Source organism: Cellvibrio sp. BR, assembly GCF_000263355.1.
Lineage (GTDB): Bacteria > Pseudomonadota > Gammaproteobacteria > Pseudomonadales > Cellvibrionaceae > Cellvibrio.
The window spans coordinates 168,457-192,027 of record NZ_JH668200.1 but is presented as its reverse complement, the minus strand read 5'-3'; the positions used below and the strand labels follow the sequence as shown (position 1 = coordinate 192,027).

Below are 23,571 nucleotides of genomic sequence, written 5' to 3'. Positions count from 1 at the left end.
GTGAATAGCGATTGCCACCTTGGCTTTGCCGAGCCAGTTCAGACTCTGGTGTTTTATGAAAGTTCCAGACCTTATTAAGGCTCTTTGTGGTGATGTTGCGCAGGGGGCATACACTTTTGCGCGGGGCGCAGCTACAATTCGCTCCATTGCATCCGCTGTTTTGTGATGCTCCCTCATCGTAGATTCCCAACGCTTTTTCACGCAGGTATTGTTTATGGCCGCCTCTCCCAAAACCAAAATTTCCGTTGCTGAATTGGAACAGCAGATCGCTAAAGTCAGTGCCGCTCTGGATAAGGCGCGTGCGCAAGAATTTGCTGCCGCACAAAAAGCAGTTGCCGCTGGGCAAAAAGCCGTGGCGAGCGCCAAGAAAAAAGTTGCCGATATTTCTGCCAAGGGGGTAGTCACTGCAGCGGCAAAAGCACGTTTGGCGCAGTCTAAAAAAGATCAACTGGATGCAACCAAAATGTTAGCGGCTGCACAGGATGCAGTAGCGACATTAAAAACAGCTGAACAAGCAGCCAAAGAAGTTGCCAAGGAAGTAGCCGCTGCAACTAAAGGTAAGGGCAAAACCAAAAAAGTGAAAAAGGCGGCTAAAGCTGTTGTTGCCACCACAGAAAAACCCGCCAAAGTAAAAGCGGAGAAAAAAGTAAGCAAAACTGACAAGCCTGCTAAAGCAGAAAAAGCCGTTAAACCAGCGAAAGTAGCAAAACCAGCAAAAGCAGTGAAAGAAACTAAAACTGAAGTGGCGCCGGAAGTGAAAGTAGCAGAACCAAAAGTGGCCGTTAAAAAAACTCCTCCTGCGCCAAAAAAAGCAGCACCCAAAAAGCCTGCGCCTAAAAAAGTAGCTGCACCTAAAGCCCCTGTGGAAGTTGTCGCTGCTCCGGTAGCTGCAGTCGAAGCGGCTGCACCTGCAGTAGAAGTGCCGGAAGTAATTGCCGATGTAGAGGCTGTAGTAGTCGCCGAAACGGTTTCCGTTGAGGCGACCCCTGCACCAGAAGCCGCACCCGTGATGACAGAAACGCTACCATTTGACGATGACAATGGTTCGCTGAGTTAATTGATTACAAAAATACTGCAATGAAATAAAAAGGGCGCGATCATCGCGCCCTTTTTTGTTGCCGTGCTTTTTTACACTGGTAGTAAGTTATTCGTCGTTAGGAATCAGACCTAAGTTGCGTACGATTTCGGCGGTGGGTTCGGTTTGATTCATGGTGTAGAAGTGCAGACCGGGTGCATCGTTTTCCAGCAAGGTATCGCACAGGTCAGTGACCAGCTCTATACCAAAGGCGCGCAAGCTGGCTTCATCGTCACCATAATTTTCCAGCGCTTTACGCAACCAGCGCGGAATTTCGGCGCCGCAAGTATCGGAGAAGCGCGTTAAATTTTTGTAGTTAATAATGGGCATAATGCCGGGGTAAATTGGCTGGGTGATACCCGCTTTCTGGCATTGATCAACAAAATAAAAGTAGGAGTCCGGGTTAAAGAAGTATTGGGTGATGGCGCTGTTAGCACCCGCATCAAATTTACCTTTCAAATAACCCACGTCATCACTGTAGCTTTTAGCCTGCGGATGAATTTCCGGATAGGCCGCCACTTCCAAATGGAAATGCTCGCCATAATGTTTGCGGATAAAGGCGACCAATTCATTGGCATAAACCAATTGGTAAGCACCGCCTACACCAGAAGGCATATCGCCACGCAGGGCAACGATGCGATCTACGCCGGCATCTTTATATTCCTGAATTAATGTTTTGATGGTGGTTTCGTCGTCGCCGCCAAAAGACAAGTGCGGCGCAACGGCGATGCCATCGCTTTTAAATTGGGTGATCAAACCTTTGGTATTGTCGCGGGTTGAACCGCCGGCACCGTAGGTAACAGAGAAAAAGTCCGGCGCAAATTCATTTAATTGGTCGCGCACTTTGATTAGTTTTTCTTTTCCTTCCGGCGTTTTGGGCGGGAAAAATTCAAAACTTAAACGCGGCTGTGAGTCGTTCATTTTTACTTCTCAAAAAAGAGCAAATCCCCCCGCCTGCGGCGCCCCCCTTTTTCAAAGTGGGTAGTGACTTCCTCCCTTTGTAACGCGACGCGTAGTCAAGGGAGGGGTGGAACGCCTGGTCAGGGGAGGGATTTAACGCAGTTAATAAAATTAATATTTATAAGCTTCTGGTTTGAACGGGCCATCGATTTCTACACCGATATATTCAGCTTGCTGCGCAGTCAGTTTGGTAATTACGCCACCAAAACCTTCCACCATGTCTTTGGCCACTTCTTCGTCGAGTTTTTTCGGCAATACACGAACGTACAGGTGTTCTGCTTTTTGCTCGGCAGGCAGGTCAGCAAATTTGCGCTCGTACAAATACATTTGTGCCAGCACCTGGTTGGCGAAAGAGCCATCCATAATGCGCGATGGGTGACCAGTGGCATTACCCAGATTTACCAGGCGGCCTTCCGACAACAAAATCAAATGATTGTTGGTCGCCTTGTCGCGATAGATTTTATGCACTTGGGGTTTAACTTCATCCCACTCCCAGTTTTTGCGCATAAATGCGGTATCAATTTCGCTATCGAAGTGACCGATATTACACACCACCGCACCATTTTTCAGTGCGCGCAGCATCGCGGAATCACACACGTTGACGTTACCGGTCGTGGTGACTAACAAATCGGTAGTGCCCAGTACGATGTGATTAATGTCTTCGTATTTACCGGTGTTGATACCGTCGTTGTATGGCGATACCACTTCAAAACCATCCATACAAGCTTGCATGGCGCAAATAGGATCGATTTCAGTAATTTTTACGATCATACCTTCCTGACGCAGTGAAGCAGCAGAGCCTTTACCCACATCGCCGTAACCGACTACCAATGCTTTTTTACCCATCAGCAGATGGTCGGTGCCGCGTTTGATGGCATCGCTCAAGCTGTGACGGCAACCGTATTTGTTGTCGTTTTTACTTTTGGTGACCGCATCGTTCACATTGATTGCAGGCACTTTTAATTGGCCTTTTTTCAACATATCGAGCAAGCGGTGAACACCGGTGGTGGTCTCTTCGGAAATGCCGTGGATTTTATCCAGCATCTGCGGATATTTTTCGTGCACGATTTGCGTCACATCGCCGCCGTCGTCCAGAATCATATTCGCATCCCAGGGCTTGCCATCTTTGTTGATGGTTTGCTCGATACACCACCAGAACTCTTCTTCAGTTTCACCTTTCCATGCAAATACCGGAATGCCGGCAGCGGCGATAGCAGCAGCGGCGTGATCTTGGGTGGAGAAAATATTGCACGAAGACCAGCGCACTTCTGCACCCAAATCCACCAGTGTTTCAATTAACACCGCGGTTTGAATGGTCATATGGATGCAGCCAATAATTTTGGCATCAGCCAGTGGTTTGCTTGCAGCATATTTGCGGCGCAGTGCCATCAGCGCCGGCATTTCACCTTCGGCGATTTCAATTTCCTTGCGGCCCCAAGTTGCGTCTTTGGCAAATTCTTCGGCCGTTTTGGCGGCTACTTTGTAGTCGGTGAAGCTCATAATAATTTCCTGATTAATCAACAGATGGTTGATATTTTATTCCGTCATTCCTGCGAACGCAGGAATCCATTTTTACAAGGGTTGGATCACCGCGTGCGCGGGGATGACGATGGTTTATAAATCAATTTTTACAGCGCTTTCTTCAGTGCATCCGCTTTATCGGTTTTCTCCCACGTAAAATCGGGCAATTCGCGACCAAAGTGACCGTAAGCCGCAGTCTGGCGATAGATTGGGCGTTTCAAATCGAGCATTTGGATCAGGCCACGTGGGCGCAGGTCAAAGTTTTCGCGAATTAAATCGATAATCGCGCTATCCGAAATTTTGCCAGTGCCAAAAGTATTGATGGAAATTGACGTGGGTTCAGCAACACCAATGGCGTAGCTCACTTGAATTTCACACTTGTCGGCCAAACCGGCAGCAACAATATTTTTAGCAACGTACCGACCAGCGTAAGCCGCAGAGCGGTCTACTTTGGATGGATCTTTACCGGAAAACGCACCACCGCCATGACGCGCCATACCGCCGTAGGTATCCACAATAATTTTGCGACCAGTCAAACCGCAATCGCCCACGGGGCCGCCGATAATAAATTGGCCGGTGGGGTTGATGTGGTATTGCGTATCTTTGTGCAGCCACTCAGCAGGTAATACGTTTTTGATAATTAATTCGCGCACTGCTTCGCGAATTTCTGCTTGTTTTACGCTGGGGCTGTGTTGGGTAGATAAAACCACCGCGTCGATAGCTACGGGTTTGCCGTTTTCATAGCGCAGCGTTACCTGACTTTTTGCATCGGGGCGCAACCAAGGTAATTCGCCGCTCTTGCGCAATTGTGCTTGCTTTTCTACCAGGCGATGCGCGTAATAAATAGGAGCTGGCATTAATACTGCCGTTTCATTGGTGGCAAAACCAAACATCAAACCCTGGTCGCCTGCGCCCAAATCTTTATCGTCAGCTTCATCAACACCCATGGCGATATCGGATGATTGTTTGCCGATTGCATTTAATACGGCACAAGAGGCGCCATCGAAACCGACATCACTTGAATCGTAACCAATATCCAAAATTACCTGGCGAATTAAATCTTCCAAATCGACATAGGTAGAGGTGCGCACTTCACCGGCGACAATCGCCATACCGGTTTTTACTAATGTTTCTACCGCAACACGCGCGTTGGGGTCATCTTTTAAAATTGCATCGAGCACGGCATCAGAAATCTGATCCGCTAATTTATCGGGGTGACCTTCGGAAACCGATTCGGAGGTAAAGACGGAATATTCGGACATGGTGATTTCCCTTAAAGAAATTAAATCAAAAAAAATAATTAACTAAATTAAAAATTCGCTGGCTTAAAAAATTGGCGCAATTGAATTTGGAAACCGTTGCGCAACGCAAAATACACACTCTGGCCTTCATCTAATTTTGCCGCTTGCGCCCAGCGTGAAAAATCCTGTGGTTCAAAGCCTTGCCATAAATCGCCGCAAGCGTCGCGCGCCCAAGCTTGTTCGTGGCGACAGAGATCGCAGATCAGCAGCGCGCCGCCCGGCGCTAGCACATTGCTTAAATCCTGAAAAATATCGGCGGGCGATGGGGTGTGGTGCAATACCATATTCACCAGTATGCAATCGGCCAATACTTTGTGGTTGAGTAAGCTCTGGGTATCGCCGTGGATAAATTCGATATTGCGCAGATTCTTTTCGCTGGCAAATGCACGCGCCTTGTCGAGCATATTGGCGGCGTTATCCAGCGCAACAACTTGATTAAATTGTTGCGCAAGTACCGCCAGAAATTCACCTTCGCCGGGGCCAACTTCCAGGGCGAGATTTTTGGCGCGCAGCGCAGTGTTGTTGAGTAATTGTGTCATCTGCTCGGCGTACACCGGATAGCTGGCAATTAAATCTTGCTGCGCGCGAAATTTATCCGCGTTCTCGCTGAAAAACGTTTGTGCGGCTTGGCTGCGCTCTTGCTGCAATTCGCGGATGGGCGCGCGCAAATGTTCAGCAATCGGCAAGGTATCCACCGTTGCAAATAATTGTTGCTGTAAGGCGGCGAGCGGATGATCCGGCGCTAAATAGGCGCGGCGATAAAAAATCGAATTGGCCTCGCGCCGCGAACTTAATAAGCCGGCGTTATTGAGCACCTTGAGGTGATGGCTCATGCCTGACTGTTTGATCGCAAAAATCCGGCACAGCTCCAATACCCCGAACGAATCCTGGCTGAGTACACGCAATATCTCCAGGCGCAGCGGATCACCTGCGGCTTTGAGCAAATTGGCGAGGGGGCTGAGCGGCGTTTCCAATTCGACCATATCGGTCAGTACGGGCAGGCCGTCAGTGGTGTCGTGCAGGGAGTGGTTCATGGTTTGATCAATGGCTGGTAAGTGCTGTGCAGTCTAGCAGCCCGAAAAACCTATATCAAAATATTTTGATATAGGTTTTAGTCGTTTTTAGTTCGAATTGAGCAAATAAATGGCTTTTTCGATCTTTGGGGCGGTTTTTATTGATTAATTGTGTCTATGCCCTCGGTTATTCCTTTACGGGCAGCGCCTGCTGGGCGAAAATGCTCGCCCATTTTGTCAGCGGGCTTTTGTTTTCTCCCTAAAAGCGCGCTCCCAGCGACGGCGGCTGGAACCCAACGACATAAAAGCCCATCAGAGGCCTGTAAATAAGTGGCATTTGCCCATTAGTGCTTTGCAACCCCGGGGCGTTCCTGATTCGAATTCATCGGCTCGGGCAGCGGCGCCCACCTACAACAGCAATCAACTTATACGTAAGGAGCCTTGAGTTTCATGCCAACTCGCCAACATCTTGCCAATGCTATTCGTGTCCTCTCGATGGACGCCGTTCAAAAAGCTAACTCAGGCCACCCGGGCGCCCCTATGGGCATGGCGGATATCGCCGAAGTTCTCTGGAATGACTTTTTGCAACACAACCCGCAAAACCCTGAGTGGGCCGATCGCGACCGTTTTGTATTGTCCAACGGCCATGGTTCCATGCTGATTTACTCCCTGCTGCACCTGAGCGGTTACGCGGTTTCTATGGCAGACCTGCAGCAATTCCGCCAATTGCACTCCAACACCCCCGGCCACCCGGAGCGCGGTTACACCCCCGGTGTTGAAACCACCACCGGCCCCTTGGGTCAGGGTATTGCCAACGCTGTGGGTATGGCGCTGGCAGAAAAAGTACTCGCGGCGCAATTCAACCGCGACGGCCATCAAGTGGTTAATCACTTCACCTATTGCTTCCTCGGCGATGGCTGCATGATGGAAGGTGTTTCCCACGAAGCTTGCTCTTTGGCAGGTACTTTAGGTCTGGGCAAACTCATTGCCTTCTACGATGACAACGGTATTTCTATCGACGGCCATGTTGAAGGCTGGTTTACCGATGACACGCCAAAGCGTTTTGAATCATACGGCTGGCATGTAATCCCGGCGGTTGACGGCCACGATGCGGCGGCAATCAAAGCTGCCATCGAAGCGGCGCGCGCTGAAACCAGCAAGCCGACATTGATTGTCACCAAAACCATCATCGGTTTTGGTTCACCCAACAAACAAGCCTCACACGACTGCCACGGTTCACCGCTCGGCTTGGAAGAGGTGGCATTGGTACGTAAAACCCTCAATTGGGAATATGAGCCTTTTGTGGTTCCTGCGGATGTCTATGCCGGTTGGGATGCCAAAGCCAAAGGTGAAGCGGCCGAAAAAGCCTGGGGTGAGAAACTGGCTGCTTATAAAGCCGCTTACCCTGAGTTGGGTGCTGAGTTTGAGCGCCGTGTAATTAAAGGTGACTTGCCTGCCGACTTCGCCGCCAAAGCCGAAGCGTTCATCGCTGAGACTCAAGCCAAAGGCGAGAAAATTGCCAGCCGTAAAGCCTCGCAAAATACCATCGCGGCATTTGTTGAGTGGTTGCCAGAAATCCTCGGTGGTTCTGCTGACCTCGCGGGTTCCAACCTGACGTTGGTTAAGAAATCAAAAGGCGTTGAAGCGGGTGATGCGAGCGGTAACTACGTGTATTACGGCGTGCGCGAATTTGGTATGAGCGCGATCATGAACGGCGTATCTGCCCACGGTGGTTTTATCCCCTACGGCGCAACCTTCCTGATGTTCCAACAATACGCGGCCAACGCCGTACGTATGTCAGCACTGATGAAACTGCGCAACGTGTTCGTTTATACCCATGACTCCATCGGTCAAGGTGAAGACGGCCCAACCCACCAGCCAATCGAAGTATTGGGCACCCTGCGTTTGACCCCCAACCTGGACACCTGGCGCCCGGCGGACAGCACTGAGTCAGTCGTGGCTTGGAAAGCTGCGGTTGAACGTAAAGATGGCCCAGCGGCCTTGGTATTCAGCCGTCAAAACCTGGATTTCTTTGCACGTACTCCAGAGCAAGTCGCCAATATCGCCAAAGGTGGTTACGTATTGGTTGATTCTGTAGGCGAGCCAGATGCAATTTTGATCGCTACCGGTTCAGAAGTGGGCGTAACCGTAAAAGCAGCAGAAGCACTGAAAGCCAAAGGCCGCAATATCCGTGTGGTATCTATGCCTTCAACTTCTGTGTTTGATCAGCAGGACGTGGCTTACAAAGAATCGGTATTGCCGATCAGCGTTGGCGCCCGTGTTGCGGTTGAAACTGCGCATGCCGATTACTGGTACAAATACGTCGGCTTCGACGGTCGCATCGTTGGTATGACCACCTTTGGTGAATCAGCCCCCGGCAACAAACTGCTCGAACACTTCGGTTTCACTGTCGATAACATAGTGAACACTGTGGAAGAGTTGTTGGAAGACTAAGCAAGTAAAAGCATACAAACACCCGGCGCGAGTCGGGTGTTTTGTTTTATCACCACCTGGTGCAAAAACAATAGGCAAACTGATTACAATGGCATTGGTTTTTATTCGGAGCCCTTTTTAAAAGGTGAAAAGCATGACAGTTAAATTGATGAAAGATCAGGATCTCGCTGGCAAACGTGTATTGATTCGTCAGGATCTGAACGTGCCCCTGGAAGATGGACGTATCACCAGTGCGGTGCGTATCGACGCTTCTATTCCTACCATTCAAGCGGCGCTGGCGGCCGGTGCCAAAGTAATGGTGATGTCGCACCTCGGGCGCCCCGATGAAGGGGTTTACGATGAGTCAGCGTCACTGGCGCCAGTGGCTAAATACCTGAGCGAAAAACTCGGTCGCGCTGTACCCCTGGTAAAAGATTGGGTAGATGGTTTTGCGATGGACGGCGACCTGGTGTTGCTGGAAAACGTTCGCTTCAATGTGGGCGAAGGTAAAAATTCTGATGAGCTGTCTAAAAAAATGGCAGCGCTGTGCGACGTGTTTGTGATGGACGCCTTCGGTACTGCGCACCGCGCGCAAGCATCGACTCACGGTGTAGCCAAGTTTGCCCCCGTTGCCTGTGCTGGCCCATTGTTGGCAGGTGAGTTGGACGCTTTGGCAAAAGTGCTTGATAACCCGGCGCGCCCCTTGGTGGCGATTGTGGGTGGTTCAAAAGTATCAACCAAATTGAGCGTGTTGGATGCCCTGTCAAAAATCGCTGACATTCTGGTGGTGGGTGGTGGTATCTCCAACACTTTTGTTGCGGCCGCGGGTAATCAAGTAGGTAACTCGCTCTACGAAAAAGATTTGATCCCCGAAGCCCAGCGCCTGTGCAAAACCACCGAAGTGGTATTTGCGACTGATGTGCGTGTGACCAAAGAAGGCTTTAAAGAGTGGAACCACAAATCAGTGGCGACCGTTAAAAAGCCAAGCGAAATTGAAGCGGACGAAGAGATCATCGACTACGGCCCGGAAACCGCAGCACGTGTGGCTGAGATCATCAAAAACGCCAAAACCGTACTGTGGAACGGCCCTTGTGGTGTGTTTGAGTTTGATGCTTTTGCCCAGGGCACTGAAACCATTTCGCGCGCGATTGCCGAGAGCGACGCTTTCTCGGTAGCCGGTGGTGGCGATACCTTGGCTGCAATCGATAAGTGGAATCTGGCGGACAAAATCTCCTACGTATCTACCGGTGGCGGCGCATTCCTGGAGTTCGTAGAAGGAAAAGTATTGCCAGCAGTAGCGATTCTGGAAGAGCGCGCCAAGGGTTGATTGATTAACCCTGCGTGGATCTATAAAAAAGCGACCTGCGGGTCGCTTTTTTTATGGGGCAGCGCGTGGTTTTTAGTCTCAAATAAGGATTTTCGCGCCGTGCGACAGCGTTCCACTTTTCGGCGTGAGTGGTATCTACACACTGACGGTAACTCTTCCCACTTTCTTAACCTATTGAAAAATAAATAGATTTAATTTCCCCTTCCGCTAATCCTAAAAAAAATGGGTGTCATCGATTGATCCTGCGTTGACTGAGACGACAGCTAAAAATTGGCTGGTAGCATGAAAGTGTGAAAGCAGTCTCCGCGGCGAGCCCTTACCCGATTCCACGTCTGCTGACACGGTTAACAACATTCCCTGTTAATAACGAATAAGGCACTGGGGTCATTTATGAAGAATCAATCAAGCAATCGCTATCGCTTGTCCCTGGGGGGGCTGGCGCTCGTGGCATCCATTAGCTGCGTTACCGGTTTTGCACCCTCGGTATTGGCGCAAACCGTCAGTTCCAGCAGTGCGGCATCAGTTGCCAGTACTACCGGTATCACCCAGACTGCGGCCACTGCCGCGCAGTTGTATGTGAATACCACTCACTGGGCCGATGCGCATTACATCATCAATGGCGGTGGGCAATTAAACGTAGCCATGACCGCGCAGGAGGGGCGAAAAGTCGTCAACCTCACCAATTTGCCGGCTGGCGCCACCATTCAATATCGCTTTACCTACTTCAATGGCAGTTTCGCGGTGGATGCGCCCTGGAGTACGTTTACGTTGGGCAGTCTCTCCTCCAGCTCGGTTGTATCCAGCTCAATCGCTCCGGTATCCAGTTCATCCGCACCTAGCTCGGTGGCGCCTTCCAGTTCAATAGCTCCGTCCAGCTCAGTTGCGCCTTCAAGTGCCAGTGTGGCATCCAGCAGTTCGGTCGCCAGTACCCTGTGCCAGATGCAACAGACAGGCCCCACCAGTGCCACGGTAAACCTGGCTAGCAGCAGTTGGGCGACCTTACACTACGCCGTGAATGGCGGAGGTCAGCTCAATGTGAGCATGAACCAGTCCGGCGGTAACAATAGTTATGTGATTAACGGTCTGGCGGCGGGTAATCAGATCAGTTATCGCTGTACCTATTGGGATACGGCAGCGGGTTTTGCGCGTGAGACGGCGCTGGCCAGTTACACCTTTGGTTCGCTCAGCTCATCTTCCCAGCCCAGTAGTACACCACCAAGTTCCAGCAGCATAGCGCCCAGCTCAAGTAGTGCACCCAGTTCCAGTGTTGCGCCAAGCTCCAGCAGTGTCCCCAGTTCAAGTCCGGTAGCTAGCAGCTCCAGTAGTGTGGCCAGCAGTGTCGCACTGGGCGACATCACTCCATTGTTTAACCAAAACACTGCGCTTGAGCCCGTTATCCAATATGACCGTGGCGATGCATTAGTTACCCGCTTCAGTGATCGCGGCCGCGATCGCCATGCCAAAGAAAATCACTTCCAGGCCTACGATCACTACCTCACCTTCTATTGGGAGCAGCGCACGGCGGCCATCGAAATTGTCGATTATGTGGCCAAAGGCGGTACCAAAATTGTGATGAATGTGCGCGCTGAAGGTTTGCTGGACAATGCCCAAGCGGAGAATCGTTGGTGGTACGTGGGCCGCAATACTCTTGCCGAATATTGCGGCAATGGCGTGATGGATAGAGTCAATGTGCCAGGCGATAGCCGTTTCCACTACTACAAAGAGGACAGCTTCAACTGTCGCGAAGGCCGCGCTATTCAAATAGGCGACCAGATGGAGTTTGAAATCAGCCAGTTCCTGGATAAGGGCGGCGTATTGCGTGGGCGCGACAACTATTACGGTACCACCTACCTGTACATCGTCGGCCAAGGCTTGGTGCCCTGGGATGTGACCGACCGCAATGCTTTTGTTGGCGGCCTGTTTAAACAGCGCGACTCCATCCCCCTGCCAGTCAGCGCGCGTCTCGGTGGCGATACCACCTTGCATGTACAAATGACTGCTGAGCCAGACGGACATTTCCAGCAAATGGCAAACAACCTGGGTTATGAAAACGGCCAGCCATTTGTGCTCGGGCGCCGTGTGCATCACACCTCGTTCGAGGATGGTTCACACGATGAAAACTATGAAAACGGGGTTTTCACCGAGATGGTCGGCAAAGCCGGCACACGCTACATCAACGATCGCTGCTCGGATTGCCACGAGCGCAATGGTCGCGCTGAGGTAGCCGGTGTAGGTCAATCGCTGGATCTGTGGGTGTTTAAAGTGGGTGATGCCTTGGGCAATCCGCATCCGCTGTTGGGCCGTGTATTGCAGCCCGAAGCCAATGGCGGCGCCACTAGCGAAGGTGAAGCGGTTATCGCCTCCTGGACCGAGAGCAACGGTCTGCGTAAGCCTAACTACCAGTTCAGCGGCGTGCAGCCAGAGACCTTCTCTGCGCGTCTCGCCCCGCAATTGGTGGGCATGGGTTTACTGGAAGCCATTCCCGAGTCCGCGATCCTCGCCAATGAGGACGTCAACGACAGCAATAGCGATGGTATCTCCGGCAAGGCTCAGCGGGTGATCGACCCCGTCACCGGCGAGACTCGTCTCGGTCGTTTTGGTTACAAAGCAGGCACCGGCAGCCTCAAACATCAAATTGCAGCGGCGTTTAATACCGACATGGGGGTGATGACCAGCGTTATGCCCAACCCGGACTGCGGTGCCAATCAAACTGACTGTGGCCCGAGCGGTGCCGAGTTGGCCAATGAGCACCTGGACAATCTCGTCAAATATGTCGCCCTGCTGGGGGTGCGCGGTCAGCGCGACTACAACAAACCCGAGGTAATTCAAGGCAAGGCGGTATTTGAAGCGATTGGTTGCCAGGGGTGCCATACCCCCAGTTTTGTCACCAGTGAGTTTGCGGCCTTTGCAGAGTTGCGCAGCCAGCTGATCCAACCCTATACCGATATGTTGTTGCACGACATGGGCCCGGAACTCGCTGACAGCTTGGGTGAAGGTGAAGCCAGCGGTGCCGAATGGCGCACCGCCCCGCTCTGGGGCCTGGGTGTATCTGCTTGTGTGACTGGCGGTGTAACCGGTTTGCGCGGCAACGCTCCCGCTTTTGGCTTGGACGGTCAGGAGGTTTGTGTACCCAAAGAGAGCTACCTGCACGATGGCCGCGCTCGCACCATCGAGGAAGCCATTCGTTGGCATGGCGGTGAAGGTGCAAATTCCCGCGCCAACTACAACGCCCTCTCTGCCACCGACAAAGCGGCATTGCAGGCATTCCTGAAATCCCTATAACGACTCGTGCTGCGGAGGAGTTTAACTCCTCACCTTATGGGGGCTTCAGCCCCCTTTTTTCTTTTGATACGTCGTCTCATAACCGGAAAAGTACAACAGGTCCTCTACACTTACAGCATCTAGCGAGGTACCTATGCGACGGATGCACCTGGGCTTTACTGTCGGTTTCTTCTGCTTCCTGTTCAGCGGGGGGAGTCCTTGTGCTGCGCAGCAAGCCGCTATTGAATCCGCCACTGCCGCCCCGGTCATGGAGGTGCGCTACTTTGATCGCGGCAAAAAAGACGCGCGTCACGCCTACAAATACCAGCTCATCCATGAAGTACTGGAGGCCACTCGCGCCGAGTATGGCGATTACAAAGTAGTCCCGTTTGATGCTGAATCCAGTGCCAAGCGTCAGGCACTGCTTATCTCCGAGGGGCGGGTGCTGAATTTGACCTGGGCCTCTCCCGGCACAGTGATTGCCAACGCCGATGTCATTGCCATCCCTGTCGATATTCTCAAAGGCCTGCTGGGTTATCGCATCTGCCTCATAAATCCGGCCAATTTTCCGCCCGCTATCCTCAATTTGAGCGATATGGTGATAGGGCAGGGGTTGAATTGGTCCGACGTGGATATCTACCGCTTCAACGACATTCCGGTACGCGAGGCGCCCAGTTTTGAAGCCCTGTTCGATATGCTCGCGGTTAAGCGCTACCAATGTTTATCGCTTGGCGCCGATGAAGTGGTTTTCACCTGGCGGGAGAAAAAAGCCGACTACCCATTTTTGACCCTGGAGCCGCAGCTGCTGATTTATTACGACCACCCCATTTACTTGCAGGTCAGTAAAAAATCCCCCGAGCTGGCGCGCCGTTTGGAGTTGGGTTTGGCCAAGCTCATCCACAATGGCCGTTTTGATGCCCTGTTCGATCAGTATCACGCTGCCGATTTAAAGTTTCTGGCACTGCACCAGCGGCGGTATTTTTGTATGGTCACTCCCTACCTCCCTCTATCTGGCCAGTGCACTGAAACACCGGTTCTGCTGCAACACCAACCCTGACATCCGCATTCTTAACCTCTATTCCAGTTCTTTGTTGAGCCTTGTGTGGGTTATTTATTGCTCGCCTCTGGCGTGTTAATTCCCCTAAATGGCGTCTGAAAAACTATTCACGCGTTCCGCTTTTGGTTTTTTGGCTTCTCACCTTTTGTTTTTAGCGTCTCACTTCTGTCTTTTTGAGTTCCATTTTTAGCCTTGGGAAGAAAATACACAGTCTGTTTTATGGTCAATTTTTCACTTAAGTCTATGAAAAATATGAAGTTACTGTCGTCTCATTCATTGGTGCTTAAAGTGAAATGAGTCAGGTTTCATATTTTGCCAAGGTGGGACGACACCTATGGGGACAAGCGGGATTATGAAGTTGCTAGAAAACGAGTTGTGACCCAGCTTTTTGATGCGGTGTTGAGAGGCGCCGTCTGGACAGCACAACCAATCAATACCAATAAATAAAGATGGAGTTCTCCATGAGCAAAACACAAACAACGACTCAAGTGACTAGTTTCAAAAAGAAGCTGGTAGCAACGGCGGTTGCGTCGGCAATGATGGGCGTAAACGGCTTTGCCATCGCTCAGCAAGATGAAAATGTTGAAGAAGTAGTGGTTACCGGTATTCGTGGATCGCTTGTTCAATCTATGGATGTAAAGCGCAATAACGCGGGTGTGGTGGATGCGATTTCAGCGGAAGATATCGGCAAAATGCCTGATACCAACCTCGCAGAATCCCTGCAGCGTATCACGGGTGTTTCTATCGACCGTCAAAATGGCGAAGGCAGCCGTGTGACCGTTCGTGGTTTTGGCCCTGACTACAACGTGGTGACACTCAATGGTCGTCAAATGCCCGCTGCCAACCTTGAGGCTACCAATGCTTCGGCTTCGCGCTCATACGATTTTGCCAACCTGGCCGCTGAAAGCGTATCAGGTGTCGAGGTTTACAAAACAGGCCGCGCTAATCAAACCACCGGTGGTGTTGGCTCATTAATCAATATCAAAACCGCCCGCCCACTCGACGCACCCGGTATTAATGCGAGTGTTGGTGTGAAAGGGGTGATGGATGAGACTAACCGTAATGGTTCGGATCTCACACCGGAAGTTTCGGGTATTTTCAGTAATACCTTCGCTGACGATACCTTTGGTATTGCGTTGTCTGGTAGCTATCAAGAGCGCGACAGCGGTTTTAACAGCGCTGAAACAAGCAGCGGTTGGTACACCATTAAAGGTACTGCGGGCGACTGGGGCTCATTGCCTGCTGGCGATGCGTTTGTTAATCGTCCCCAGGAAAATGATGTTTACGCCGTACCGCGTAACATTCTTTACAGCATGAATGACATTCAGCGTAAGCGTACTAACGCCCAGTTGACCTTCCAGTGGGCTCCAGTGGATACGCTGAAAGCCACATTGGATTACACCTACGCAGAGCAGGAAGTTGAACAGCAACGTCAAGAGCTGTCAGCCTGGTTTAACGGTGTTCCTACCACGGGTGAATACACTCAAGGTACCAATACCGTTGGTTCAGTCGTCGGCCCAATTATTTATTCAGATGCGACAGGCGCTGATATTCAAGTGGGTGTAGCGGCATTTGGCACCAAAAACGAAAATAACTCGGTTGGTTTGAACCTGGAGTGGGATGCTACTGACAACCTTAAATTTGTTTTCGATTACCACAATTCAGATGCCGAAGCGGGTGCTTTGGATGACCGTGGTAGTAACAACATCATTGGTGTGCAGCAATTATCACGGGCAGGCGCAACCGTTGACTACAGCGGATACTTCCCAGTCACCAGCTTCCAGCATTCTGCTGGTGTGACCGATCTGGAAGCATCCCGGTTACTGGATTCAGGTTCCTCTTTCCGCAATGCAATCATGGAATCTGAAATCGAGCAGACTCAAATCAAGGGTGTTTATGCGTTTGATGACGGTCTCGTGAAGAGTATTGATTTCGGTATTGCGCTAACCGAAAACAGCAACCGCTCGGCATTCTCAAACGCTCAGCGTGATACCTGGGGTGGTGTATTTACACCGGCAGATTTTGATGACTCACTGTTTACCCAAGGTGACCTGCACTCGGAATTTTCTGCCCTCAAGGGTACCAATGCCCAGCGTACCTTTTTTAATGTGGATTTTGATGGATTTAGAGCCCGCATGGGTGAGCTGGGTGTTGACCTGGCAGCAAGCCCTGAATTCACTACCGATCGTCGCACACTGGAAGAGCAGCAAGCGGCTTATGTACAAACCAATCTGGGTTGGGAAACTGGCACCATGCCAACCAATTTAGCAGTGGGTGTGCGCTACGAATCAACGGATGTGACTTCCGATGCGCTGGTTCCGGTGTACACCTCTTTGGTGTGGTCAGGCGCGAACGAATTTAGTGCGGTGGCTGATGGCTCTGGCTTCACTACGCTAAAAGGTGAATACGATAATTGGCTGCCCAATATCGACTTTGATATCGAAGTAGTTGAAAACCTGTTGGTGCGCGCATCGGCAAGTAAAACAATTACACGCCCAAGCTACTCTGATATTCAAGGTGGCGTAACCATCAATCAGCTGGTGCGTTTTAACGGCGGTACAGGTGGTAGCGGCAACCCGGATCTCGATCCCTTTGAATCAACAAACTTTGACCTTTCTGCTGAGTTTTATTATGCAGAAGGTAGTTATGTGTCTTTTGGTTACTATCAAAAAGACGTGAAAAACTTTATCGGTCAGGACAGCTACACCTCGACCATTTTTGAGCTGGCGCACCCGGCACAAGGGCCGCGTTACCAGCAAGCGGTAGCGGCATTGGGTACCAGCGATGCAGCAGCCGTACGCGCTTATATGGAAGAGCAATATGGTTCGCCTATCGTGGGTGATGCCAGTCAAGGTGATCCATCAACTGAGTTCACTATCATCGCTCCATTCAATGCTAAAGAGGCGTCAATCGATGGCTTTGAATTTGCGGTACAGCATTTGTTTGGTGAGAGTGGCTTTGGCGGCATCGTTAACTTCACCACGGTGAATGGTGATATTGGTTACGACAACTACAATACCAATAAGGGTGAAGGTGTCGAAAACCAATTTGCACTGTTTGGCTTAAGTGATTCCGCTAACCTGGTGGGCTTCTATGACAAAGATGGCTTCCAGGTGCGTATTGCCTACAACTGGCGCGATGATTTCCTCAACTCAACCTTCGATGGCAACGGCGAGCGCAATCCGATTTACACCGAAGCCTATGGCCAAGTTGATATCAATATCAGTTACGAAATTAATGAAAACTTCTCTATTTTTGCAGAAGGTATCAATGTAACTGAAGAGGATCGTCGTTTGCATGGCCGTCATGAAAATATGGTTATTGCAGCAATTGAGCAAGGTGCACGATACAACATTGGTGCACGTTATAAGTTCTAATAATCGCTAAGGTGATTTAAGGAGGAAACACAGCCGCTTATGCGGCTGTGTTTTTTTGTAGTGCCAATTTATTAAAAACAAATAAAAAATAATTATTTCGACTGCAACAAGAGAGGCTAGCAATATGACGGCAATAAAAAACCTGGTGATTGTTGGTGGCGGTACTGCAGGCTGGATGGCAGCGGCGGCCATTACCAAGCTATACGGGAAGATAGTCAATGTCACTCTGGTAGAGTCAGAGGAAATAGGCACTATAGGTGTTGGTGAAGCAACCATACCTACCATGGTTTTCTTTCACCAGTTATTGGGAATTAATGAGGCGGAATTTTTAAGTGCTACCCAGGGAACATTCAAGCTGGGTATTCGTTTTGAAAATTGGCGCGCACAAGGCAAGCATTATCTGCATGCATTTGGTGTAACCGGAAATGATTGTTGGGCCGCAGGCTTCCAGCATTTTTGGCGGCGCGGATTAGAATTAGGTATTGCTGGTGAATTTGGTGATTATTGTTTCGAGCGGCAAGCTGCAGAGCAATTAAGGTTTGCCCATATGCCCAATAATGGCCTCAATTATGCCTTTCATCTGGATGCCTCGCGCTACGCAAAATTTCTGCGCCAATTCAGTGAGGCGCAGGGGGCAACCCGGATAGAGGGAACCATTAAGCAGGTGACAACAGAGCCTCAAACAGGGTTCATTCAATCGGTCACACTTAATTCCGGAAAAATCATTGAAGGTGATTTTTTCTTTGATTGTAGTGGTATGCGCGGTTTGCTGATTGAACAAGCCTTGCACACAGGCTATGAAGATTGGTCGCATTGGCTTCCTTGTGATCGCGCGATTGCAGTGCAAACGGAATCTGTGCGTGAGCCTGTGCCTTATACTCGTTCTATTGCGCACTCTGCTGGCTGGCAATGGCAAATTCCATTGCGCCAACGCGTGGGAAATGGTTTGGTTTATTGCAGTAAATATCTGGCAGATGAAGATGCAAAAAAGTTATTGCTGGAAAATGTCGAAGGAAAACTATTGACCGAGCCGCGGCTGATTCAGTTTCGTACCGGGCGCCGCTTGCAGCAATGGAGCAAAAATTGTCTGGCGGTGGGGTTGTCCGGTGGATTCCTTGAGCCACTCGAATCTACCAGTATTCATTTAATCCAACAAAATATTGTGCGTTTTATGCGTATGTTCCCGGCTCAGGGCATAGTGCAGTCGGATATAGATGAATTTAATAAACAAGCAAAATTTGATTTGGAGCATATTCGCGATTTTATTATTTTGCATTATTGCGTGACTGAACGTACCGATTCGCCATTCTGGAATCACTGTCGCACCATGTCACTACCGGATTCTTTGGCGCATCGGATTAAGTTGTTTAAAGAAACGGGGCGTATGTTCCGCGAAGGCAACGAGCTATTTGATGACTCATGGTTACAGGTGATGATAGGGCAGGGGTTGATGCCGAGCTCTCATAATCCATTAGTGGATACTATGACGCGTGATGAGTTGACCGTTTTCCTTTTGAAAATAAAAGACACGATTAGTAAAAAACTAAATGGCCTACCTTTGCATGCTGAATACCTAAAAAAATATCCGCTTCCTGATTAGGTGTTAATAATTGCTTTAGCTACATAAAGGCCAGAAAAGAATTAAGCGTTAGTCTGCCGGTATGGGGGTTGGTATCAATACTTTTTTGTAGATTGATATAAGGAGAGTGCAGCAGGCAGCTGCGATAAATCACCAGCCGATTAAAGCATGCATTTATTTCACCTATTTTGCTGTAGCGCCTGTCGCTGTCCAACTGATAGCGAGGTTCAGGTTCGCCATGTTGTTTCACGTCATCGTCGTAAGTTTGATCGTAAGTTGCACTTCTTGCTCGGGTAATAGTTTCAAAGTGTGTAAGGTTGTGGCGATAGAAGGAAGTGCCGCCATGTTCTGGCCCACATAGATAGAGCAATATTGCAAACTGATATTCGTAAGATGAGTCACGATGTGGTGCGCGTTGAAACAAATTTAAATCATCTTCTTTATGTGTTATCAGTGAAAATAAACATTTTGTGTGCTCTATGGTGCATTGCTGAGGCAATTGATAATGTTTTTTTATAATAGGCACAACGGTGCCAAATAACTGGCGAGTGTATTCTACTGGCGCAAGGGATTTCACCCCAGGGTATTGAGTATGGTAAGGAATAAAAGGCTGATGTGCCGCCATGTTTACCAGTAGTTTCGGGTTATTTAAAAAGTTATCGATAATAAGGATTTTTTCTTTTTCAAGGCCAACGTTCTGGATGTTAATACTAATGTTTTTGTTAATAGAAAAGTCATCTACGTTGTTCATATGATTGGCTTAAAATTATTAATGTATATGGCAGCATAGATACCATGTTTTATTAATTTTTATCTATGCTCCGTTGGGTTATTAAACGTTAAGAATAATAATTTTAAATATTGGTGCAGTGAGAAGTCACTCAATGAGTATTGAATCCATTGGCTATTGGTGAGGGCAAAACCGGACAGTTCCGGCGTTTCACTGAATAAATTGCGATAGCTGTTTTCCTGTTGGTCGGCCCACTGCGGGTCGCGCACTTCACTGTCAAAATGCTGCGTCAGTGTCTGATTGAGGTTGAAATCAGGGTTTTCCTGCTGGGATTTCAGCAGCCAATCGCTGAAGTCATTGGCTTTGCGCAGGTATTTTTCCATCTCCAGTTGGTGGAGTTGCTGTTGTAATTCCACCGGCGTGGTATGAGATATTGCGGCGGCCGGTGTTTCTTTTTCCGGGGAATGCTGTTCAGCCAATAATTTTTTCAGGCGATTATTTTCTTGCTGTAGTTGTTTAATGGTTTCTGCCAGTGCGGTGTTGGTTCGCTGTGCGGCATAGTCAACTTGACTGCCCTGCGGCGAATCATTGTTATTGCTACCGGAGGTTGTGGTTGTTGGGGATATGAGCGAATAGCTGGTAAATGCACCACCGAGTGCGGCAATAACGGTGGTTCCCACCAGTGTTTTTAGTTGCACCATTGCGTGACTCCTTGTGTGGCTCCCTGGAATTGGTTGCTCTGGGCAGGTAGCGGCGACGCTTCCAGAACGCCGCAACCTTAACAAAAGTTTTTTTGATTTGTTGTCCCACTTTGGCGGCGACCTGAACATGGGATGAGCAGTGGTGGGAATCTGGCTATTGATTCACATCCTGGTCGTGGGGTGGATTGGTTTGAGTTGCGGTGCTTTACCGAAAGTGAGACGTTTTATTGTTCGAGTAATATTGTTTTGCCGTGTTTTACACGAACGAACTTCCCTCTTTTATTCATCCGCAGGTGCTACCCGCCCCATGTTCGGCATACCGCGAAAGTGGGACGACACTCTTTTTATTTCCTGTCACTCTGAATTGGTAAACACAAACGATGTGCCCGTGGTTGAGCCGCGTGCGTGTTTTTGCTGATGTGATTTTTTCATTAGCTGTTGAACCCCTGGGTGATGTCAGGTCCCCTTGGGTGTTAGCAAGAGTGGTGAGTATGCACTGTCATCCTTCTACTATTGTTAGCTCTCCTTGCTTAGCCCCCGCGTTCTCCAGTCTTGCAGAAAGCGGGGGCTTTTTTCTTGGTGGCGAGCATTTTATCAATCAACCCATGGCAGCAATGTAAATAGACAAGAACAGTGATTTTTCAATGAGGTAGGTTATGCCCAGTTTTTACAAACCATTAATGGCCGCTGCGTGCAGTTTCGCTGTAGTGGCCGCGCTGAGCGGTTGCGATAAAAATATCAACGAGAAAGACAGCGCAAGCAATAGTGGTGATGAGCCGGTTGCTGTTGAAAAATCCCTGTGGCCCAGTATTGAGAGCGCGGTTAAAAAAGACCCGGCGCTAGAGGCAAAAATTACTGAATTATTGGCTCAGTTGTCGCTGGAGCAGAAAGTGGGACAACTGATGCAACCGGAATTGCGCCATGTCACCCCGCAAGATGTTAAAGAATATTCCGTCGGTGCGATTTTAAATGGTGGCGGCTCATTCCCCGGCGAAAACAAACACGCGAAGGTGGATGATTGGCTGGCATTGGCGGATGGTTTTTATCACGCTTCCATGAGTACCGACGGCGGGCGCGTTGCGATCCCGGTGATCTGGGGAACCGACGCCGTACATGGTCACAACAATATTATTGGTGCAACACTTTTTCCCCACAACATCGGTTTGGGTGCGATGCGCAACCCGGAATTAATTCGTCAAATCGGCGCGGCGACGGCGGCGGAAATTGCAGTGACTGGCATCGACTGGAGCTTTGCACCGACACTCGCAGTAGTGCGCGATGATCGCTGGGGCCGCACTTATGAATCCTACGCGGAAGATCCGGAGGTGGTGCGCGCCTACGGCGGCATGATGGTAGAGGGCTTGCAGGGCACGGCAGGCAATAATTTTTTGAGTGAGCGCCATGTAATCGCCACCGCCAAACATTTTCTCGCCGATGGCGGCACCCTGGGTGGTGTTGATCGCGGCAATGCGGCAATCAGCGAAGCGGAATTAGTGCGTATCCACAACGCTGGGTACGAGACCGCACTGGCCGCCGGCGCGCAAACGGTTATGGCCTCCTTCAGCAGTTGGCAGGATGTAAAAATGCATGGCCATAAATACCTGCTTACCGATCAGCTCAAAAATAGAATGGGTTTTGATGGTTTGGTGGTGGGCGATTGGAATGGGCATGCGTTTGTGTCTGGCTGTACACCGGTCAGTTGTGCGGCATCCATTAATGCCGGGCTGGATATTTTTATGGCGCCCGATGCCAACTGGAAAGAGCTGTATCACAACACTTTGGCACAAGTGAAAAGCGGCGAAATTCCCATGGCGCGCCTGGATGACGCGGTCGCGCGGATTTTGCGGGTGAAATTGCGCGCAGGTTTGTTTGAAAAAGGTGCACCCTCTACCCGTGAATTGGCAGGCAAGCGCGAGGTGATTGGTGCGCCGGAGCACCGTGCTATCGCTCGTCAGGCGGTGCGTGAATCCATTGTGTTGTTGAAAAACAATCAGCAAGTATTACCGGTTAAACCCACTGCCAAAATATTGGTGGCGGGCGATGGTGCCGACAATATTGGTAAACAAGCGGGTGGTTGGAGTATCACCTGGCAGGGCACAGGCAATACCAATGCGGATTTCCCCGGCGGTACGTCTGTTTATCAAGGCATCGCCAGCGCAGTAACCGCTGCCGGTGGCTCGGTTGAGTTGAGTGTGGATGGTAATTATCAACAAAAGCCTGATGTGGCGTTTGTGGTATTTGGTGAAGATCCCTATGCGGAAATGCAGGGCGATGTAAACCAACTGGCCTATAAAGACCCAACCCATTTGGCGCTGCTGAAAAAATTAAACGCCGATGGCATCAAGGTGGTTGCGTTGTTTATCACCGGTCGTCCGCTTTGGGCCAATGAATTTATCAACGCTGCCGACGCCTTTGCGGTGGTCTGGCTGCCCGGTTCCGAAGGGGCGGGTGTGGCCGATGTGGTGCTCGCCAAAGCCGATGGTTCGGTGAATGCCGCGGTCAAAGGCAAACTGCCCTTCTCCTGGCCGGCATCGCCCGTCCAGTCGCCACTCAATGTCGGTGATGCGGATTATCAGCCCCAGTTCGCCTACGGTTTTGGGCTGACTTATGCCGACAACACGGAGACCGGTTTGCTGGAGGAAACTGCCGGTCAAATCGCCGCGAGCGTCACGCCTGACAGCCTGCCTATTTTCAATCAGCGGGTAATGAACCCCTGGCAATTAGTGCTGCTCGATCATCTCAATAATATGCAGCCAGTGACCACCAGCAGCGGCACTCTGGGTGCGGTGACTGTGTCCTCCATCGACTACAAAGTGCAGGAAGATGCACGTCGCCTGCAGTGGGACGGCTCCGCACTGGCGAGTGTGAACTTTGCTTCCACCGAGCGCAGCGACCTGAGTGCATATGCCGGTGGCGCCTTGGTGTTTGATGTCAAAGTCGATGCCAAACCCAGCGCTGAGGTCAATGTGGGAATTTTCTGCGGCAGCGATTGTGGCGGCGCCATTCCCATCACCCAGCAGCTAAATAATGCGCCCGCAGGTGAATGGACCAGTGTGAGTATCGCGCTCGACTGTTTTGCGCAAAAACGCACGAAACTGGACATGGTATTAACCCCCTTTGCGCTCAGCACCAGCGGTACCGCGGACATCAGCCTGTACAACCTGCGCATCGAGAAAAATACCCAGGCACCTGCCTGCCCCGAGTAACCCATCTGTGAATGCCGGCGTTGTTCAAGC

The 23,571-nt window shown here is 50.3% G+C and carries 14 protein-coding genes; 8 read left to right on the top strand and 6 right to left on the bottom strand.

Annotation, left to right across the window (positions count from 1 at the left end):
• Positions 1–214: 214 nt before the first annotated feature.
• Complete coding sequence (locus tag O59_RS00800) at positions 215–1,057, top strand: hypothetical protein (RefSeq protein WP_007638501.1); 843 nt, start codon at positions 215–217, stop codon at positions 1,055–1,057.
• 87 nt (positions 1,058–1,144) lie between these two features.
• Here O59_RS00800 and metF read toward each other — a convergent pair whose 3' ends face one another.
• From metF to O59_RS00780, 4 genes are all read right to left on the bottom strand, one after another.
• Positions 1,145–1,996, bottom strand: coding sequence for a methylenetetrahydrofolate reductase [NAD(P)H] (metF, locus tag O59_RS00795; RefSeq protein WP_007638499.1), 852 nt, complete (start codon positions 1,994–1,996; stop codon positions 1,145–1,147).
• A 150-nt stretch (positions 1,997–2,146) separates the two neighbouring features.
• Positions 2,147–3,535: an adenosylhomocysteinase gene (ahcY, locus tag O59_RS00790; RefSeq protein WP_040390987.1), complete on the bottom strand. Its 1,389-nt coding sequence runs from the start codon at positions 3,533–3,535 to the stop codon at positions 2,147–2,149.
• 128 nt (positions 3,536–3,663) lie between these two features.
• Positions 3,664–4,818: a methionine adenosyltransferase gene (metK, locus tag O59_RS00785; protein WP_007638496.1), complete on the bottom strand. Its 1,155-nt coding sequence runs from the start codon at positions 4,816–4,818 to the stop codon at positions 3,664–3,666.
• A 47-nt stretch (positions 4,819–4,865) separates the two neighbouring features.
• On the bottom strand, positions 4,866–5,891 hold the full coding sequence (locus tag O59_RS00780; RefSeq protein WP_007638495.1) for a metalloregulator ArsR/SmtB family transcription factor: 1,026 nt from the start codon (positions 5,889–5,891) through the stop codon (positions 4,866–4,868).
• Positions 5,892–6,320: 429 nt separating this feature from the next.
• Here O59_RS00780 and tkt point away from each other — a divergent pair, with 429 nt between their 5' ends.
• The 6 genes from tkt (at position 6,321) to O59_RS00750 (ending at position 18,925) form a co-directional block, all read left to right on the top strand.
• Positions 6,321–8,324: a transketolase gene (gene tkt, locus O59_RS00775; RefSeq protein WP_040390985.1), complete on the top strand. Its 2,004-nt coding sequence runs from the start codon at positions 6,321–6,323 to the stop codon at positions 8,322–8,324.
• Between the two features lie 133 nt (positions 8,325–8,457).
• On the top strand, positions 8,458–9,630 hold the full coding sequence (locus O59_RS00770) for a phosphoglycerate kinase (RefSeq protein ID WP_040390983.1): 1,173 nt from the start codon (positions 8,458–8,460) through the stop codon (positions 9,628–9,630).
• A 390-nt stretch (positions 9,631–10,020) separates the two neighbouring features.
• On the top strand, positions 10,021–12,912 hold the full coding sequence (locus O59_RS00765) for a di-heme oxidoredictase family protein (protein WP_007638489.1): 2,892 nt from the start codon (positions 10,021–10,023) through the stop codon (positions 12,910–12,912).
• 133 nt (positions 12,913–13,045) lie between these two features.
• The gene (locus O59_RS00760; protein ID WP_157152428.1) at positions 13,046–13,948 is read left to right on the top strand and encodes a hypothetical protein; all 903 of its coding nucleotides are present in this window, start codon (positions 13,046–13,048) and stop codon (positions 13,946–13,948) included.
• Positions 13,949–14,409: 461 nt separating this feature from the next.
• Entirely contained in the window at positions 14,410–17,325 is a 2,916-nt protein-coding gene (locus tag O59_RS00755) for a TonB-dependent receptor (protein WP_040390979.1), read from the top strand.
• A gap of 124 nt (positions 17,326–17,449) precedes the next feature.
• Entirely contained in the window at positions 17,450–18,925 is a 1,476-nt protein-coding gene (locus O59_RS00750) for a tryptophan halogenase family protein (RefSeq protein WP_007638482.1), read from the top strand.
• A gap of 19 nt (positions 18,926–18,944) precedes the next feature.
• On the opposite strand, the gene O59_RS00745 is transcribed toward O59_RS00750, so the two are convergent.
• Both O59_RS00745 and O59_RS00740 read right to left on the bottom strand, forming a co-directional pair.
• Positions 18,945–19,655 carry a DUF6445 family protein gene (locus O59_RS00745; protein ID WP_007638481.1) on the bottom strand — a complete coding sequence of 237 codons (711 nt, stop codon included), beginning with the start codon at positions 19,653–19,655 and terminating at the stop codon, positions 18,945–18,947.
• Between the two features lie 59 nt (positions 19,656–19,714).
• Positions 19,715–20,335 carry a hypothetical protein gene (locus tag O59_RS00740; RefSeq protein ID WP_007638480.1) on the bottom strand — a complete coding sequence of 207 codons (621 nt, stop codon included), beginning with the start codon at positions 20,333–20,335 and terminating at the stop codon, positions 19,715–19,717.
• 656 nt (positions 20,336–20,991) lie between these two features.
• Here O59_RS00740 and O59_RS00735 point away from each other — a divergent pair.
• Positions 20,992–23,541, top strand: coding sequence for an exo 1,3/1,4-beta-D-glucan glucohydrolase (locus tag O59_RS00735; protein ID WP_007638479.1), 2,550 nt, complete (start codon positions 20,992–20,994; stop codon positions 23,539–23,541).
• Positions 23,542–23,571: the final 30 nt, after the last annotated feature.

Coding starts and splice junctions, on each gene's coding strand:
- O59_RS00800 (WP_007638501.1), top strand. CDS start 215: ATGGCCGCCTCTCCCAAAACCAAAATTTCCGTTGCTGAATTGGAACAG.
- metF (WP_007638499.1), bottom strand. CDS start 1,996: ATGAACGACTCACAGCCGCGTTTAAGTTTTGAATTTTTCCCGCCCAAA.
- ahcY (WP_040390987.1), bottom strand. CDS start 3,535: ATGAGCTTCACCGACTACAAAGTAGCCGCCAAAACGGCCGAAGAATTT.
- metK (WP_007638496.1), bottom strand. CDS start 4,818: ATGTCCGAATATTCCGTCTTTACCTCCGAATCGGTTTCCGAAGGTCAC.
- O59_RS00780 (WP_007638495.1), bottom strand. CDS start 5,891: ATGAACCACTCCCTGCACGACACCACTGACGGCCTGCCCGTACTGACC.
- tkt (WP_040390985.1), top strand. CDS start 6,321: ATGCCAACTCGCCAACATCTTGCCAATGCTATTCGTGTCCTCTCGATG.
- O59_RS00770 (WP_040390983.1), top strand. CDS start 8,458: ATGACAGTTAAATTGATGAAAGATCAGGATCTCGCTGGCAAACGTGTA.
- O59_RS00765 (WP_007638489.1), top strand. CDS start 10,021: ATGAAGAATCAATCAAGCAATCGCTATCGCTTGTCCCTGGGGGGGCTG.
- O59_RS00760 (WP_157152428.1), top strand. CDS start 13,046: ATGCGACGGATGCACCTGGGCTTTACTGTCGGTTTCTTCTGCTTCCTG.
- O59_RS00755 (WP_040390979.1), top strand. CDS start 14,410: ATGAGCAAAACACAAACAACGACTCAAGTGACTAGTTTCAAAAAGAAG.
- O59_RS00750 (WP_007638482.1), top strand. CDS start 17,450: ATGACGGCAATAAAAAACCTGGTGATTGTTGGTGGCGGTACTGCAGGC.
- O59_RS00745 (WP_007638481.1), bottom strand. CDS start 19,655: ATGAACAACGTAGATGACTTTTCTATTAACAAAAACATTAGTATTAAC.
- O59_RS00740 (WP_007638480.1), bottom strand. CDS start 20,335: ATGGTGCAACTAAAAACACTGGTGGGAACCACCGTTATTGCCGCACTC.
- O59_RS00735 (WP_007638479.1), top strand. CDS start 20,992: ATGCCCAGTTTTTACAAACCATTAATGGCCGCTGCGTGCAGTTTCGCT.